General features: G+C 71.5%; 12 protein-coding genes. 9 read left to right on the top strand and 3 right to left on the bottom strand.

Annotated features, from left to right (window positions below; translation table 11 throughout):
• Nucleotides 1–197: 197 nt before the first annotated feature.
• A complete protein-coding gene (gene eccCa, locus IE326_RS04050) occupies nucleotides 198–4,160 on the bottom strand; it encodes a type VII secretion protein EccCa (RefSeq protein ID WP_190040842.1) in 3,963 nt (1,320 codons plus the stop codon).
• A 258-nt stretch (nucleotides 4,161–4,418) separates the two neighbouring features.
• Between eccCa and eccD the strand changes: the two genes are divergently transcribed.
• From eccD to IE326_RS04020, 6 genes are all read left to right on the top strand, one after another.
• On the top strand, nucleotides 4,419–5,918 hold the full coding sequence (gene eccD, locus IE326_RS04045; protein WP_190040841.1) for a type VII secretion integral membrane protein EccD: 1,500 nt from the start codon (nucleotides 4,419–4,421) through the stop codon (nucleotides 5,916–5,918).
• Nucleotides 5,919–6,083: 165 nt separating this feature from the next.
• The gene (rpsO, locus tag IE326_RS04040; RefSeq protein ID WP_030753991.1) at nucleotides 6,084–6,374 is read left to right on the top strand and encodes a 30S ribosomal protein S15; all 291 of its coding nucleotides are present in this window, start codon (nucleotides 6,084–6,086) and stop codon (nucleotides 6,372–6,374) included.
• 266 nt (nucleotides 6,375–6,640) lie between these two features.
• On the top strand, nucleotides 6,641–8,851 hold the full coding sequence (locus IE326_RS04035) for a polyribonucleotide nucleotidyltransferase (protein WP_150232191.1): 2,211 nt from the start codon (nucleotides 6,641–6,643) through the stop codon (nucleotides 8,849–8,851).
• Nucleotides 8,848–10,224, top strand: a complete 1,377-nt coding sequence (locus tag IE326_RS04030; RefSeq protein ID WP_190040840.1) for a M16 family metallopeptidase — start codon at nucleotides 8,848–8,850, stop codon at nucleotides 10,222–10,224. Before IE326_RS04035 ends, IE326_RS04030 begins: the two co-directional genes overlap by 4 nt.
• A 23-nt stretch (nucleotides 10,225–10,247) precedes the next feature.
• Nucleotides 10,248–11,000 (top strand): 4-hydroxy-tetrahydrodipicolinate reductase, encoded by a 753-nt coding sequence (gene dapB / locus IE326_RS04025; RefSeq protein WP_150232194.1) that lies wholly within the window; start codon nucleotides 10,248–10,250, stop codon nucleotides 10,998–11,000.
• Nucleotides 11,001–11,005: 5 nt separating this feature from the next.
• Entirely contained in the window at nucleotides 11,006–11,458 is a 453-nt protein-coding gene (locus tag IE326_RS04020; RefSeq protein ID WP_150232195.1) for a hypothetical protein, read from the top strand.
• Here the strand turns inward: IE326_RS04020 and IE326_RS04015 are convergent.
• Together IE326_RS04015 and IE326_RS04010 are read right to left on the bottom strand one after the other, a co-directional pair.
• Entirely contained in the window at nucleotides 11,448–11,996 is a 549-nt protein-coding gene (locus IE326_RS04015; protein WP_190040839.1) for an SCO5741 family PH domain-containing membrane protein, read from the bottom strand. The genes IE326_RS04020 and IE326_RS04015 overlap by 11 nt on opposite strands.
• A gap of 54 nt (nucleotides 11,997–12,050) precedes the next feature.
• Entirely contained in the window at nucleotides 12,051–12,290 is a 240-nt protein-coding gene (locus IE326_RS04010) for a hypothetical protein (RefSeq protein ID WP_030753972.1), read from the bottom strand.
• A gap of 190 nt (nucleotides 12,291–12,480) precedes the next feature.
• On the opposite strand from IE326_RS04010, the gene thyX reads away from it, so the two are divergent.
• The 3 genes from thyX to IE326_RS03995 all read left to right on the top strand — a co-directional run bounded on the left by thyX (nucleotide 12,481) and on the right by IE326_RS03995 (nucleotide 16,083).
• Complete coding sequence (gene thyX, locus IE326_RS04005; protein WP_150232198.1) at nucleotides 12,481–13,221, top strand: FAD-dependent thymidylate synthase; 741 nt, start codon at nucleotides 12,481–12,483, stop codon at nucleotides 13,219–13,221.
• A gap of 177 nt (nucleotides 13,222–13,398) precedes the next feature.
• Entirely contained in the window at nucleotides 13,399–14,298 is a 900-nt protein-coding gene (gene dapA / locus IE326_RS04000; RefSeq protein WP_150232199.1) for a 4-hydroxy-tetrahydrodipicolinate synthase, read from the top strand.
• Nucleotides 14,299–14,397: 99 nt separating this feature from the next.
• The gene (locus IE326_RS03995; RefSeq protein ID WP_150232200.1) at nucleotides 14,398–16,083 is read left to right on the top strand and encodes a ribonuclease J; all 1,686 of its coding nucleotides are present in this window, start codon (nucleotides 14,398–14,400) and stop codon (nucleotides 16,081–16,083) included.
• Nucleotides 16,084–16,104: the final 21 nt, after the last annotated feature.

Genomic DNA, 16,104 nt, shown 5'->3' with positions numbered 1-16,104 from the left:
TCCCCCCGCAGAGGGCGGCGCACGGGCGGGCCCGTCCGCCGGACCGCGCCTCCGGGAGGGCGGGGCCTCCGGAACAGCAACCCACCACCTCCGGAACAGCGGCCCACCGCCTCCAGAGCAGCGGCCCGCCACCCCGGCCCCGCCCGCTCAGCCCGTGGACGTCACCGCCACGGCCCCGAAGACGAGCGCCGCCGTCCTCACAGTTCCGGCATCCGCCCCGTCTGCACCAGCGGATTGCCCCGCTGGCGCGAGACGTAGATGCCCCGGCCGGCCGGCATCGGGCGCATCCGGACGCCGCCGAGCACGTCGCCCTCCTGCGGATCGCCGGAGAGCAGCAGGCCCTGCGCGCCGAGCTCCATCATCCGCTGCATGAACGACTCGTACGACGACCGGCTGGCGCCCGCCGCGCTGCGGGCGATGATGAAGCGGACGCCGACGTCCCGGGCGAACGGCAGCAGCTCCGTCAGCTTCGCCAGCGGATTGCCGCTCGACGTGGACACCAGGTCGTAGTCGTCGACCACCACGAACAGGTCCGGCCCCGACCACCAGCTGCGGTCCCGCAGCTGCTGCGCCGTGACGTCCGCCGACGGCGACCGGCGCCGCATCAGGTCGGCGAGCGCGTCCACGTGGTGCTCCATGTTGTTCGACATGGGCACGTACTCGGCCAGGTGGCTGGCCGGCGCCACGTCGAGCAGCGCGCGCCGGTTGTCGATGACGAAGAACTTCGCGGCGCTCCCGTCGTACCGCTCCGAGATCTGCTTGATCAGCAGCCGCAGCAGGTTCGACTTGCCCGACTCGCTCTCGCCGAACACCAGGAAGAAGGGGTCCCGGTCGAAGTCGACGAAGACCGGCTCCAGGTTGTTCTCGTCGATGGCGAAGGCCACCCCGCGCCCCGGCTCCGCGTGTCCCGCGGGCAGCGCGTGCGCGTCGAGCTCGCGCGGCAGCAGCCGGACCTCCGGCGCGGCGGTCCCCGCCCAGTGCCGGGTGACCTCCTGCGTCATCGCGGCCGTCGCCTCGGCCAGGTCGCTGTCGGAGCTGATCCCGTCGATGCGCGGGACGGCCGCCATGAAGTGCAGCTTCTCCGGGGTCAGGCCCCGGCCCGGGACGCCCGTCGGCACGTTGGCGGCGATCTTGCGGTCCAGCTCGGAGTCCATCGTGTCGCCCAGCCGCAGTTCCAGCCTGTTCATCAGGTGGTCCTTGAGGTTGGCGCGGACCTCCATCGACCGGGAGGCCGTGATGACCACGTGGATGCCGTAGCCGAGACCGCGCGCGGCGATGTCGACGACGGCCGGTTCGAGGCCCTCGTACTCGGTGCGGAAGTTGCCCCAGCCGTCGATCACCAGGAAGACGTCGCCCCACGGCTGGTCGGCCACGGAGATGTCGCCCCGGGCCCGCAGCCGCCGGAAGGTCTGGATGGAGTCGACGCCCGCGGCGCGGAAGTACTCCTCGCGCCGCGACAGGATGCCGTACACCTCGGCCACCGTGCGCCGCACCCGCTCGGGGTCGAGCCGGGACGCGACCCCGCCGACGTGCGGCAGCCCCGCGACCGACGCCATGCCGCCGCCGCCGAAGTCGAGACCGTAGAACTGCACCTCGTGCGGGGTGTGGGTCAGCGCGAAGGCGGAGATCAGCGTCCGCAGCAGCGTCGACTTGCCGGACTGCGGGCCGCCGATGATCTGCATGTGGCCCGCGGCACCGGAGAAGTCCCGGTACAGGGTGTCGCGCCGCTGCTCGTACGGCTTGTCCACCACGCCCAGCGGGACGACGAGCCGCCCCGCCGCCTCGTACCCGGGCTGCGTCAGCCCCCGGCCCTCCACGCCCGCGAGCCCCGGCAGGACCGAGTCGAGCGGCGGCGGGTTGTCCAGCGGCGGCAGCCACACCTGGTGCGCCTCGACGCCGCGCCCCTCCAGCCGGCGCACGATCACGTCGAGCACCGAGTCGGCCAGCGCGTCGTCCTCCGGCTCCCGCGCCTCGGGCACCTTCGCCCGCTCCGCCGGCTCCAGGTAGCGCACCGGCACGGGCGCCGCCGTGAACGGCACCGGCCGCCGGTCCACCGGAAGCGGCCCGCCCGGCGCCACCGCGTGCTGGTTGCTGCGGTACGTGCCGGAGACGTACGCGGCCTTGAACCGCACCATCTCGTCGGTGCCGTACTTCAGATAGCCCGAGCCCGGCACGTTCGGCAGCGAGTACGCGTCGGGCACGCCGATCGCCGCCCGCGACTCGGCCGCCGAGAAGGTCCGCAGACCGATCCGGTACGAGAGGTACGTCTCCAGGCCGCGCAGCCTGCCCTCCTCCAGGCGCTGCGAGGCCAGCAGCAGGTGCACGCCCAGCGACCGGCCGATCCGGCCGATCTGCACGAACATCTCGATGAAGTCCGGCATCGCCGTCAGCAGCTCGGAGAACTCGTCGATGACGAGGACCAGCGAGGGGATCGGCTGGAGCGGGGCACCGGCCGCCCGCGCCTTCTCGTAGTCGTGGATGTTCGCGTAGTTGCCCGCGTCGCGCAGCATCTCCTGGCGCCGGTTCAGCTCGCCGCGGATGGAGTCGCCCATCCGGTCCACCAGCGTCAGGTCGTCCGCCAGGTTGGTGATCACGGCCGCCACGTGCGGCATCTGCGACATGCCCGCGAAGGTGGCACCGCCCTTGAAGTCCGCGAGGACGAAGTTCAGCGTCTCCGAGGAGTGCGTCACCGCCAGACCGAGGACCAGCGTGCGCAGCAGCTCCGACTTGCCGGAACCGGTCGCGCCCACGCACAGCCCGTGCGGGCCCATGCCCTCCTGCGCCGCCTCCTTCAGGTCCAGCATCACCGGGACGCCGTCCTCGCCCACGCCGATCGGCACCCGCAGCCGCTCCGACCGGGACCGCGGCCGCCAGGTGCGGGCCACGTCGACCGAGGCCGCGTCGCCGAGGTTCAGCAGGTCCGTGAAGTCGAGGTTGGCGAGGAGCGGCTCGTCGTCGTCCGCGCCGCTCGCCACCCGCAGCGGGGCGAGCTGCCGGGCCAGCGCCTCCGCGGCGTCCGGACCCAGCCCGTCGGGCACCCCCTCGTACACGTGCCCGTGCCCCGACTCCAGGCGCAGCGCGCCCGGCTCCACCACCACCGACAGGTCGCCGCGCGCCCCCGCGCGGCCCTGCACGACCTCGATGATCGTCACGCCCTGGACGCCCTCCGGCGAGGCGAGGGCCGAGGTCTGCGGCACCGACTGCCCGTCGAGCACCACGACCAGGTGCGGGAAGTCGAGCAGCGGATGGTCGGGGCCCTGGAAGCGGGGCCGGCCCTCCAGCCGGTCGGCGACCAGGTCCTCCAGCTCGCGCGCGTCCGTGGTGATCAGCCGCCGGCTGCCCGCCCCGTCACCGGGCCCCGCCGCCTGCACGTGCGGCAGCCACTTCGTCCACTCCCACCCGGGAGCCGCCTCGTCCCCGGTGGCGACCACGATCACCAGGTCCTCGGGGGAGTGCAGCGCCGCCAGCGACCCCACCATGGCGCGGGTCGTGGAGCGGGCCGCCTCCGGCTCGCCGCTCACCGTCAGGTGGTAGAAGGCCCGCAGCGACACCGCCATCGGCAGGCCGTCCAGGGTGCCGTGCGCGGAGAGGAACTGCTGCATCGCCCCCGCGGTCAGCGGCTCCAGCTCGTCCACCGGCGCCGTCTCGGGCGCGATCAGCGGCGTCGCCAGCTGCTGGCTGCCCAGGCCCACCCGCACCTGGCCGAAGTCGTGGTCCCCGATCCGCCGCTCCCAGATCCGGCTGCCCTCGGCGACCAGCGCCCACAGCTGCTCGGGCGACGGGTGCAGGTAGAACTGCGCGTCCCGCTGGAGCCGGGCCGTGCGGAGCACGGAGCGCCGCGTCTGCGCCAGGTACTTCAGGTAGTCGCGCCGCATGTCGGCGAGCTGCCCCTGCGTCCCGCGCCGGTAGCGGACCAGCATCGCGATGGCCATCGCCACCGTCGACGCGATCATCACCATGCCCATGATCCGCATGATCGGGTTCGGCGTCATGAAGAAGAAGACCACCGAGCCGCCCATGCCGAGCATCGGCAGGAGCTGCATCAGGGCACCCTCCTGCTGGCCGCGGGGCAGCTCCGGCGGAGATTGCAACTGCACCTGCTCGTCGGGCACTTCGGACGGCAGGGCCCGCGGTGGGCGCTTGACGACGATCTGGCTCACAGCTCACCAATTTCCGTTGCCGGACGGAAAGTTCCTCCAGGCGCCCCCGTGGCGACGGGATCCATCCGCGGGGAGGGATCCTACTTTGGTGCGGGGTCGCGGGCGGGCGGTAGGGTGGCCCGAAATATTTGCGTGCCCATGAACTATCGCAAAAATCGGGTCATTCGGAGCGCGCCGTCCGCGGATCGCGGACCGCCGGCCGACCGCGCTCCGCGCCGGCCGGAGCGGGACCACCACGAGGGGAAGCAGCAGGTGAGTATGACGGCCCCAGCCACGGCCGGCGGAGCCGGCCAGTCGGCTCCCACCACCGTGTTCCACGGCGGCACCGGCTTCTGCCGGATCACCGTCGTCGCGCCCGACGGCCGCGTCGACGTCGCCCTGCCCGAGGACGTCGCGCTCGCCGACCTCTACCCGGAGGTGCTGCGCCTCTCCGGCCAGACCCCCGCCCCCGGAGCCCCGGTCGGCTACCACCTGGTGCGCCGCGACGGCACCGTCCTCGACGGCAGCCGCTCGCTCGCCGCCCAGCGCATCCTCGACGGCGAGCTGCTGAGCCTGCGGCCCTTCGCCGAGTCGCTCCCCCCGGCCGTCTTCGACGACGTCTCCGACGCGGTGGCCTCCGCCGTCTCCCGCGACCGCACCCTGTGGTCCGACGCCCTGATGCGCGGCGCCGGCCTCTTCGGCGGCTCGGTCCTGCTCCTCCTGCTCGCCTTCGTCCTGTGGACGGCCGAGCCCCGGCACGACATGCACGGCCTGCCCGGCGTCCTGGCCGCCGTCGCCGCCGTGCTGCTCCTCGCGCTCGCCGCGGTGCGCGCCCGCGTCTACGACGACCGGGGCTCCGCCGTGGCGCTCGGCACCGGGGCGATGGCGAACGCCGCCGTCGCCGGCTCCGGACTGCTGGCCCTCATCGAGGGCCAGGGCGTCGGCCGGCTTCAGTTCCTGCTCGCCTGCGCCGCCGTCCTCGTCTGCTCGGTGGTCCTCACCCTCGTCGCCCCGAACGGCGACGGCCCCTTCGTCGCCTTCGTCCTCGCCTCCGCGGTGGGCCTCCTGGTCGGCTTCGCCGCCATCCTGACGAACCTCACCCCGGCCGAGACCGCCGCCGTCTGCGCCCCCTTCGCGATCGGCGCGCTCGCCTTCCTGCCGGGCCTCTCCACCCGCTTCGCCCGCCTCCCCATCGGCTTCGAGCCGCCCCGGACCGCCGTCGGCGGCTACGGCTCCGACACCGAGCCCCAGGGCCCGGTCGACGCCGTCCGCATCGCCGCCCAGGCCCGCCGCGGCCACGAGCTCCTCGTCGGCCTGGTCGGCGGCTGCGCGCTCGTCGCCGCCGGCTCGGCCGCCGTCCTCGGCTTCTCCGACACCGTGTGGGGGCAGCTCCTCGCCCTCGCCACCGGCGTCGCCATGCTGATGCGCGCCCACCTCTTCCGCTACACCGCGCAGGTCGGCTGCGCCCTCGCGGCGGGCCTCGCCTCCCTGGTCCTGCTCGGCCTCGGCCTCTGCCTGAACCCGCCCGCGGAGCTCCTCCTGGAGGCGCTGAAGGGCGACGGCACCGCCCTCGACATCCGTACGGTCTGGCTCTCCGCCGCCGTCGCCGCCGTCGCCGCCCTCCTCACGGCCATCGGCCTCATCGTGCCGCGCAAGGGCGTCACCCCCTTCTGGGGCCGCTTCCTGGAGATCGCGGAGACCTTCGTCCTGCTCACGCTGCTGCCGCTCTGCCTGGCGGTCTTCGACGTCTACCACTCCATCCGGGCGCTCACCTCCTGAGCCACCTGGTACGCTGTGTGACGGCCGTTCGTGTACGCGCTCCCGGAAGCAGGCGAGATCCCGCCTCGGGGAGCAGCGCCGGACGGAACCCGCTCCCGAGTCATGGAAGCCCCCCTGAGACGTAGACCAGGGGCACTCGCGGGCACGAAACCTGAGGAGAACCGCGTGGCTCTCGACGCCGCCGTCAAGAAGCAGATCATGGCCGACTTCGGCACCAAGGAGGGCGACACCGGCTCCCCCGAGGTCCAGGTCGCCATGCTGTCCCGCCGCATCTCGGACCTGACCGAGCACCTCAAGACCCACAAGCACGACCACCACTCCCGTCGTGGTCTGCTGATCCTGGTCGGTCAGCGCCGCCGCCTGCTGCAGTACCTGGCCAAGAAGGACATCCAGCGCTTCCGTACGCTGGTCGACCGCCTCGGCATCCGCCGCGGTGCGGCCGGCGGCGCCAAGTAAGACGCCGTGGAGGGAGCGGTTCCCACTTTCAGGGGGCCGCTCCCTTTGCTGTACGTGCGCGAAGTACCGACCGGCAATTACTCTGGTCGCAGAACGCCACACCCGCGCGAGAAGCAGCCGGCACGCCGCCGGTCCTCGGTAGTGGCCCCCGGACCTCATCCCGGGTGCTTCGATCGAAGACCGGCCAGCCCCTTCGGTGCTTCTCCCGCACCCGTCCCGCGCCACACGGGCGCACGGACCAAAGACGAACGTAGGAGAAACCCATAGTGGAGAACGAGACCCACTACGCCGAGGCCGTCATCGACAACGGCACCTTCGGCACCCGCACCATCCGCTTCGAGACGGGCCGTCTGGCCCGCCAGGCCGCCGGCTCCGCCGTCGCCTACCTCGACGACGACACGATGGTGCTCTCGGCGACCACCGCCTCCAAGCGTCCCAAGGACCAGCTGGACTTCTTCCCGCTGACCGTGGACGTCGAGGAGCGGATGTACGCCGCCGGCAAGATCCCCGGCTCCTTCTTCCGCCGGGAGGGCCGCCCCTCCGAGGACGCCATCCTCACCTGCCGCCTGATCGACCGCCCGCTGCGCCCGTCCTTCAAGAAGGGCCTGCGCAACGAGATCCAGGTCGTCGCCACGGTCATGGCGCTCAACCCCGACCACCTGTACGACGTCGTCGCGATCAACGCCGCGTCCGCGTCCACCCAGCTGGCCGGCCTGCCCTTCTCCGGCCCGATCGGCGGCGTCCGCGTCGCGCTGATCAAGGGCCAGTGGGTCGCCTTCCCGACGCACACCGAGCTCGAGGACGCCGTCTTCGACATGGTCGTCGCGGGCCGCGTCCTGGAGGACGGCGACGTCGCGATCATGATGGTCGAGGCCGAGGCCACCGAGAAGACCATCGCCCTCGTCAAGGGCGGCGCCGAGGCGCCGACCGAGGAGGTCGTCGCCGCGGGCCTGGAGGCCTCGAAGCCCTTCATCAAGGTCCTCTGCAAGGCCCAGGCCGACCTGGCCGCCAAGGCCGCCAAGCCCGAGGGCGAGTTCCCGGTCTTCCTGGACTACCAGGACGACGTCTACGAGGCCCTCGCCGCCGCCGTCAAGGGCGAGCTCGCGCAGGCGCTGACCATCCCGGGCAAGCAGGACCGCGAGGCCGAGCTCGACCGCGTCAAGGAGCTCGCCGCCGAGAAGCTCCTCCCGGCCTTCGAGGGCCGCGAGAAGGAGATCTCCGCCGCCTACCGGAGCCTCACCAAGGCCCTGGTCCGCGAGCGCGTCATCAAGGACAAGGTCCGCATCGACGGCCGCGGCGTCACGGACATCCGTACGCTCGCCGCCGAGGTCGAGGCCATCCCGCGCGTGCACGGCTCCGCCCTGTTCGAGCGTGGCGAGACCCAGATCCTGGGCATCACCACCCTCAACATGCTCCGCATGGAGCAGCAGCTGGACACCCTCTCCCCGGTGACCCGCAAGCGCTACATGCACAACTACAACTTCCCGCCGTACTCCGTCGGCGAGACCGGCCGCGTCGGTTCGCCGAAGCGCCGCGAGATCGGCCACGGCGCGCTCGCCGAGCGCGCGATCGTGCCGGTCCTCCCGACCCGCGAGGAGTTCCCCTACGCGATCCGCCAGGTGTCCGAGGCCCTCGGCTCCAACGGCTCGACGTCCATGGGCTCGGTCTGCGCCTCCACCATGTCGCTGCTGAACGCCGGCGTGCCGCTCAAGGCCCCCGTCGCCGGCATCGCCATGGGCCTGATCTCCCAGGAGATCAACGGCGAGACGCACTACGTCGCCCTCACCGACATCCTCGGTGCGGAGGACGCCTTCGGCGACATGGACTTCAAGGTCGCCGGCACCAAGGAGTTCGTCACCGCCCTCCAGCTCGACACCAAGCTGGACGGCATCCCGGCCTCCGTCCTGGCCGCGGCCCTCAAGCAGGCCCGCGACGCCCGCCTCCACATCCTCGACGTGATGATGGAAGCGATCGACACCCCGGACGAGATGTCCCCCAACGCCCCGCGGATCATCACCGTCAAGATCCCCGTGGACAAGATCGGCGAGGTCATCGGCCCCAAGGGCAAGATGATCAACCAGATCCAGGAGGACACCGGCGCCGAGATCACGATCGAGGACGACGGCACCATCTACATCGGTGCCCAGGTCGGTTCGCAGGCCGAGGCCGCCCGCGCCACGATCAACGGCATCGCCAACCCGACCATGCCGGAGGTCGGCGAGCGCTACCTGGGCACGGTCGTCAAGACCACCACCTTCGGTGCCTTCGTCTCCCTGCTCCCGGGCAAGGACGGCCTGCTGCACATCTCGCAGATCCGCAAGCTCGCCGGCGGCAAGCGCGTGGAGAACGTCGAGGACGTGCTCGCGATCGGCTCCAAGGTCCAGGTCGAGATCGCCGAGATCGACCAGCGCGGCAAGCTCTCCCTCATCCCCGTGATCGAGGGCGAGGACGAGAAGAAGGACGACGCCTCCTCGTGACGTCCCGTAGTTCCGAGACGACGGCCCGCCCCTCCCGGGGGCGGGCCGTCGCCCGTACCCAAACGCTTCTGCCCGGCCGCGACGGCATCGGCACCGTCCGTCGCACCACCCTCCCCGGCGGCCTGCGGATCGTCACCGAGACCCTCCCCTCGGTGCGCTCGGCGACCTTCGGCATCTGGGCCCACGTCGGCTCCCGGGACGAGACCCCGGTGCTCAACGGCGCCACCCACTACCTGGAGCACCTCCTCTTCAAGGGCACGACCGAGCGGTCCGCCCTCGACATCTCCTCCGCGATCGACGCGGTCGGCGGCGAGATGAACGCCTTCACGGCGAAGGAGTACACCTGCTACTACGCCCGGGTCCTCGACACCGACCTGCCGCTGGCGATCGACGTCGTCTGCGACATGCTCACGGGCTCGCTCATCCTCGACTCCGACGTGGACGCCGAACGCGGCGTGATCCTCGAGGAGATCGCGATGACCGAGGACGACCCCGGCGACGTGGTGCACGACCTGTTCGCGCAGACCATGTTCGGCGACACCCCGCTGGGCCGCCCGGTCCTCGGCACCGTCGACACGATCAACGCGCTCACCCGCGGCCAGATCGCCCGCTTCTACAAGAAGCACTACGACCCCACCCACCTGGTCGTCGCCGCCGCGGGCAACGTCGACCACGCCACGGTGGTGCGCCAGGTCCGCCGCGCCTTCGAGAAGGCCGGCGCCCTCACCCGCGCCGACGCCGTCCCGATCACCCCGCGCGAGGGCCGCAAGGCCATCCGCACGGCCGGCCGGGTCGAGCTGCTCGGCCGCAGGACGGAGCAGGCGCACGTGGTCCTCGGCATGCCGGGCCTGGCCCGCACCGACGACCGCCGCTGGGCGCTCGGCGTGCTGAACACCGCCCTCGGCGGCGGCATGTCCTCCCGCCTCTTCCAGGAGGTCCGGGAGAAGCGCGGCCTGGCCTACAGCGTGTACTCGTACACCTCCGGCTTCGCCGACTGCGGCCTCTTCGGCGTGTACGCGGGCTGCCGCCCCAGCCAGATCCACGACGTGCTGGGGATCTGCCGGGCGGAGCTCGACAAGGTCGCCGCCGAGGGCCTCTCCGACGAGGAGATCGCCCGCGCCGTCGGCCAGCTCTCCGGTTCCACCGTCCTCGGTCTGGAGGACACCGGCGCGATCATGAACCGCATCGGCAAGAGCGAGCTGTGCTGGGGCACCCAGATGTCGGTCGACGACATGCTGGCCCGGATCGCGGCGGTCACCCCGGACGAGGTCCGGGAGGTCGCCCGTGAGGTACTGACCCAGCGGCCCTCGCTCTCGGTGATAGGCCCGCTGAAGGACAAGCAGGCGGACCGCCTCCACCAGGCCGTCTCCTGATCCACCCCTAAGGAAGAAGTGCGATGAGCAAGCTGCGCGTGGCCGTCCTCGGTGCCAGGGGCCGCATCGGCTCCGAGGCCGTCAGGGCCGTCGAGGCCGCCGAGGACATGGAGCTGGTCGCGGCCCTGGGCCGCGGCGACGAGCTGGAGGCCCTCGCCGAGGCGGGTGCCCAGGTCGTCGTCGAGCTGACCACCCCCGACTCGGTCATGGCCAACCTCGAGTACTGCGTGGGCCACGGCATCCACGCGGTGGTCGGCACCACCGGCTGGACCGAGGACCGCCTCGCGCAGCTGGACGGCTGGCTCGCCGCCTCCCCGGCGACCGGCGTCCTCATCGCGCCGAACTTCTCCATCGGCGCGGTCCTCACCATGAAGTTCGCGCAGCTCGCGGCGCCGTACTTCGAGTCGGTCGAGGTCATCGAGCTGCACCACCCGAACAAGGTGGACGCCCCCTCGGGCACCGCCACCCGCACCGCCCAGCTGATCGCGAAGGCCCGCGCCGAGGCCGGCCTGGGCGCCCAGCCGGACGCCACCGCGACCGCCCTCGACGGGGCCCGCGGCGCGGACGTGGACGGCGTTCCGGTCCACGCGGTACGGCTCCGGGGCCTGCTGGCCCACCAGGAGGTGCTGCTCGGCGGCGAGGGCGAGACGCTCACCGTCCGCCACGACTCGCTGCACCACTCCAGCTTCATGCCGGGCGTGCTGCTCGGTGCCCGCCGCGTGGTGGACACCCCGGGCCTCACGTTCGGCCTGGAGCACTTCCTGGACCTGGGCTGACGGTCATGGGCGGCAAGATCACGTACGTCTTCCTCGCCACCGTCCTCGTGCTGGTCTTCGGGGTGGTGGCGATGGAGGGCGTCCTGCTCCTCCTGACCGGCGAGCCGGCGGCCATGGGCATGGGCGCGGTGGCGTTCCTGCTGCCGGGCGTCGGCGGCTGGTTCCTGTGGAAGAACACCCGCTTCGCGCGCCGGGCGAACCTGCTCGCGGCGGAGCTGGAGGCCGAGGGCGGACTGCCCGTCGACGAGCTGCGGCGCACCCAGGGCGGCCGCATCGACCGCGATTCCGCGGACGAGGTCTTCGCCCGGCGCAAGGCCGAGACGGAGGAGTCGCCGGAGGACTGGCGCTGCTGGTTCCGCCTCGCGGTCGCCTATCACGACGCCCGCGACACCCCCCGGGCCCGCAAGGCGATGCAGCGGGCCATCACCCTCCACGAGGGCCGGGCGGTCAGCGCCTGACGCCGTACTCCGCGTGCCACGCCTCGACGGTGTCGGCGGCCCGGTCGAAGGCCTCGGTCCGGGAGAGGAAGTCGGCGTTGTGGTCGGTGAGCAGGACCACCTGCTCACCGGCCGTCCGGTCGAGGAGCAGGGCCTGTCCCTGGACGGTGCGGGGGAAGTTCAGCCAGCGCACCGGCTGCTGGGCGGTGCGGACCGCGGCCACCTTCTGCCAGGAGGTGGTGGAGGTGGCGAAGAAGCCGACGCGGCGCACGCCGGCGCGGCTCACCCAGGTGCCCATGCGCAGCAGGCGCATCGCGGCCAGGATGATCAGCACGGCGAAGCCGAAGGTGACCAGCGCCCCGCCGACGGCGCCCGCGGCGGCGATGATCACCGCGGCGAGCAGCACGAACGAGGCGAGCAGCAGCGCGAGCGCCGCCGCGCCGACCCGGTAGGGCCCCGGACGGTACGGACGGCGCCACTGGTCGTGGTCGTCGAACGGGAGCGCGACGGCGTCGGTGGTGTCGAAGGCACGGTCGGCCGTCAGAAAGGGCAGGGGCACGGCGGTTCCTCACTCACAAGCACGCTCGAAGGGGCGGTGCCCGGTGAGGCTACCTCAGCGGTTGTCGGAGGCTTCGGACTGCTGCTGGTGCGTGGGCGAGTTCGTGCTGTCGAGCGAGGGCATCCCGAGGACCAGGGACCCGACGAGACCTGCGACGACGGTCAGCCCGAGCAGCGTGCGTCCGACGACCTGCCCGGGGCGCAGTCGCTCCCGGGGTGGAGGAGTGACGTTACTGCGGAACTCGTCGGCCTCCGCCACAAACGCGAACGGTACGGCCTCTGCCCGCCTGAACATGGGTGTCACTCTCCTCGGTGGTTGTCGCACGTCTCACAGGTACAGACGAGCGAACCGAGGGTTTGGTGCCGTTTTTCACCGAAGCAGCCGAATCTCATCCTCCGGACGGAGGGGCGGGGCGGGTGCGTCCCCACCGGGACGGACGTCGTTAGAGTGGGCGACTGCGAATGGCGACTGGAAGGTACCCCTGGTGACCGACACCCCCACCGAGCCCGTGAAGATCGACCTTCGGAGCGACGTCACCGTCGAACTGGTCAAGAGCGCCGCGGCCGACTCCGACGTCCTCTGGGCGGCCCGGGTCTCCACGGCGGGGGAGCAGTCCCTCGAAGAGCTCCAGAAGGACCCGGAGCGCTCGAAGGGCCTGATCAACTACCTGATGCGGGACCGCCACGGCAGCCCCTTCGAGCACAACTCGATGACCTTCTTCATCAGCGCCCCGATCTTCGTCTTCCGCGAGTTCATGCGGCACCGCGTGGGCTGGTCGTACAACGAGGAGTCGGGCCGGTACAGGGAGCTCCAGCCGGTCTTCTACGTCCCCGACGCCTCCCGCAAGCTGGTCCAGGAGGGCCGCCCGGGCAAGTACGTCTTCGTCGAGGGCACCCCGGAGCAGCACGAGGTGACCGGCCGCGCGATGGAGGACTCGTACCGCCGGGCGTACGAGACGTACCAGGAGATGCTCGCCGCCGGCGTCGCCCGCGAGGTGGCCCGCTCGGTCCTCCCGGTCGGCCTCTACTCCTCGATGTACGCCACCTGCAACGCGCGCTCGCTGATGCACTTCCTCGGCCTGCGCACCCAGCACGAACTGGCCGCGGTGCCGTCCTTCCCGCAGCGGGAGATCGAGATGGTCGGCGAGAAGATGGAGGAGCACTGGGCCCGGCTGATGCCGCTCACCCACGCGGCCTTCAACAAGAACGGCCGGGTCGCTCCGTAGGGCACAGATGTTCGTCCACTCTCATGAAGTGTCCGTATTGCGACGTTTCGTGAAGTTCATCTAGGCTGATCAAACGGACCCGGCACTGCTTGAACCCCCGAGCAGGCAGTGCCGGGCTCCTCTTCTCACGTCCCCCGAGGGGGCACCCGGCGCTGAGCAGCGAGTAGCGTGTTACCCATGGCTCCGATCTCCACTCCGCAGACCCCCTTCGGGCGGGTCCTCACCGCCATGGTCACGCCCTTCACGGCGGACGGCGCACTCGACCTCGACGGCGCCCGGCGACTCGCCACCCACCTGGTGGACGCAGGCAACGACGGCCTCGTCGTCAACGGCACCACCGGCGAGTCCCCCACCACCAGCGACGCGGAGAAATCGGAGCTCGTACGGGCCGTCCTGGAGGCGGTGGGCGACCGCGCCCACGTCGTCGCCGGCATCGGCACCAACGACACCCACCACTCGATCGAGCTGGCCCGCGCCGCCGAGCGCGACGGCGCCCACGGCCTCCTCGCCGTCACGCCGTACTACAACAAGCCCCCGCAGGAGGGCCTGTACCGGCACTTCACCGCGATCGCCGACTCCACCGGCCTCCCGGTGATGCTCTACGACATCCCCGGCCGCTCCGGCGTCCCGATCGACACCGAGACGATCGTCCGCCTCGCCGAGCACCCCCGGATCGTCGCCAACAAGGACGCCAAGGGCGACCTCGGCCGCGCCAGCTGGGCCATCGCCCGCTCCGGCCTCGCCTGGTACTCCGGCGACGACATGCTCAACCTGCCGCTCCTGTCGGTCGGCGCCGTCGGCTTCGTCTCCGTCGTGGGCCACGTCGTCACCCCGGACCTCCGTGCCCTCCTCGACGCCCACCTCGCGGGCGACTTCGAGAAGGCCACCGAGATCCACCAGAAGCTGCTCCCGGTCTACACCGGCATGTTCCGCACCCAGGGCGTCATGACCACCAAGGCCGCGCTCGCCCTCCAGGGCCTCCCGGCCGGTCCGCTGCGCCTCCCGCTCGTCGAGCTCTCCGGCCCGGAGACCGACCAGCTCAAGATCGACCTCGCCGCCGGCGGGGTAGGTCTCTGACCACCGACTTCACAACTGAATAGAGACGACAGAAAGTGCACGATTGTCACGCGCGCCACGTGCCGACCGGTACGTGGCGCGCGTGGTGAGGAGAGTCTTTTGAGCCATCCGCATCCCGAACTCGGCGCCCCGCCGAAGCTCCCCCAGGGCGGCCTGCGCGTCACCCCGCTCGGCGGCCTGGGCGAGATCGGTCGCAACATGACCGTCTTCGAGTACGACGGCAAGCTGCTGATCGTCGACTGCGGCGTCCTCTTCCCCGAGGAGGAGCAGCCCGGCGTCGACCTGATCCTGCCCGACTTCACCACCATCCAGGACCGCATCGACGATGTCGTCGGCATCGTCCTGACCCACGGCCACGAGGACCACATCGGTGGCGTGCCGTACCTGCTGCGCCTGCGGCAGGACATCCCCCTCATCGGCTCCAAGCTGACCCTCGCCCTCATCGAGGCGAAGCTCCAGGAGCACCGCATCCGCCCGTACACCCTCGAAGTGGCCGAGGGCCACCGCGAGCGGCTGGGCGCCTTCGACTGCGAGTTCATCGCGGTCAACCACTCCATCCCGGACGCCCTGGCGGTCGCCATCCGCACCCCCGCGGGCATGGTCGTCCACACCGGCGACTTCAAGATGGACCAGCTTCCGCTGGACAACCGCCTCACGGACCTGCACGCCTTCGCCCGGCTGAGCGAGGAGGGCATCGACCTCCTGCTCACCGACTCGACGAACGCCGAGGTCCCCGGCTTCACGGCGCACGAGCGGGACATCTCCAACGTCCTGCGGAACGTCTTCGCGAACGCCCAGAAGCGGATCATCGTGGCGAGCTTCGCCAGCCACGTCCACCGCATCCAGCAGATCCTCGACGCCGCCCACGAGTACGGCCGCCGGGTCGCCTTCGTCGGCCGCTCGATGGTCCGCAACATGGGCATCGCCCGCGACCTCGGCTACCTCAAGGTCCCGGCCGGTCTCGTCGTGGACGTGAAGACGCTGGACGACCTGCCGGACGACGAGGTCGTGCTGGTCTGCACGGGTTCCCAGGGCGAGCCGATGGCGGCCCTGTCCCGGATGGCCAACCGCGACCACCAGATCCGGATCGTCCCCGGCGACACGGTCATCCTGGCCTCGTCCCTCATCCCGGGCAACGAGAACGCGGTCTACCGCGTGATCAACGGCCTGACCCGCTGGGGCGCCAACGTCGTCCACAAGGGCAACGCCAAGGTCCACGTCTCGGGCCACGCCTCGGCCGGCGAGCTGCTGTACTTCTACAACATCTGCAAGCCGAAGAACCTCATGCCGGTCCACGGCGAATGGCGCCACCTCCGGGCCAACGCCGAGCTCGGCGCGATGACGGGCATCCCGAAGGACCACATCGTCATCGCCGAGGACGGCGTCGTCGTCGACCTGGTCGACGGCCGCGCCCGCATCACCGGCAAGGTCCAGGCGGGGTACGTGTACGTGGACGGCCTCTCGGTCGGCGACGTCACCGAGACCTCCCTCAAGGACCGCCGGATCCTCGGCGAGGAGGGCATCATCTCGGTCTTCCTCGTGGTGGACTCCTCCACCGGCAAGATCACCGGCGGCCCGCACGTCCACGCGCGCGGCTCCGGCATCGAGGACTCCGCCTTCGACGCGGTTCTCCCGAAGATCGCGCAGGCGCTGAACAAGTCCGCCCAGGACGGCGTCGTCGAACCCCACCAGCTCCAGCAGCTGATCCGCCGCACCGTCGGCAAGTGGGTCTCCGACACCTACCGCCGCCGGCCGATGATCCTCCCGGTCGTCGTCGAGGTCTGAGCCCGAAGGGCCTGACCAGCG

Source organism: Streptomyces filamentosus (assembly GCF_014654895.1).
GTDB lineage: Bacteria > Actinomycetota > Actinomycetes > Streptomycetales > Streptomycetaceae > Streptomyces > Streptomyces filamentosus.
Note: the sequence above shows the minus strand (reverse complement) of the source record. Positions and strands in the feature narration are given on the sequence as shown.

Bases quoted from the DNA above. Each gene is read 5' to 3' on its own strand.
- dapB (WP_150232194.1), top strand. From the start codon at position 10,248: ATGAGCAAGCTGCGCGTGGCCGTCCTCGGTGCCAGGGGCCGCATCGGC.
- dapA (WP_150232199.1), top strand. From the start codon at position 13,399: ATGGCTCCGATCTCCACTCCGCAGACCCCCTTCGGGCGGGTCCTCACC.
- eccD (WP_190040841.1), top strand. From the start codon at position 4,419: ATGACGGCCCCAGCCACGGCCGGCGGAGCCGGCCAGTCGGCTCCCACC.
- IE326_RS04010 (WP_030753972.1), bottom strand. From the start codon at position 12,290: ATGTTCAGGCGGGCAGAGGCCGTACCGTTCGCGTTTGTGGCGGAGGCC.
- IE326_RS04020 (WP_150232195.1), top strand. From the start codon at position 11,006: ATGGGCGGCAAGATCACGTACGTCTTCCTCGCCACCGTCCTCGTGCTG.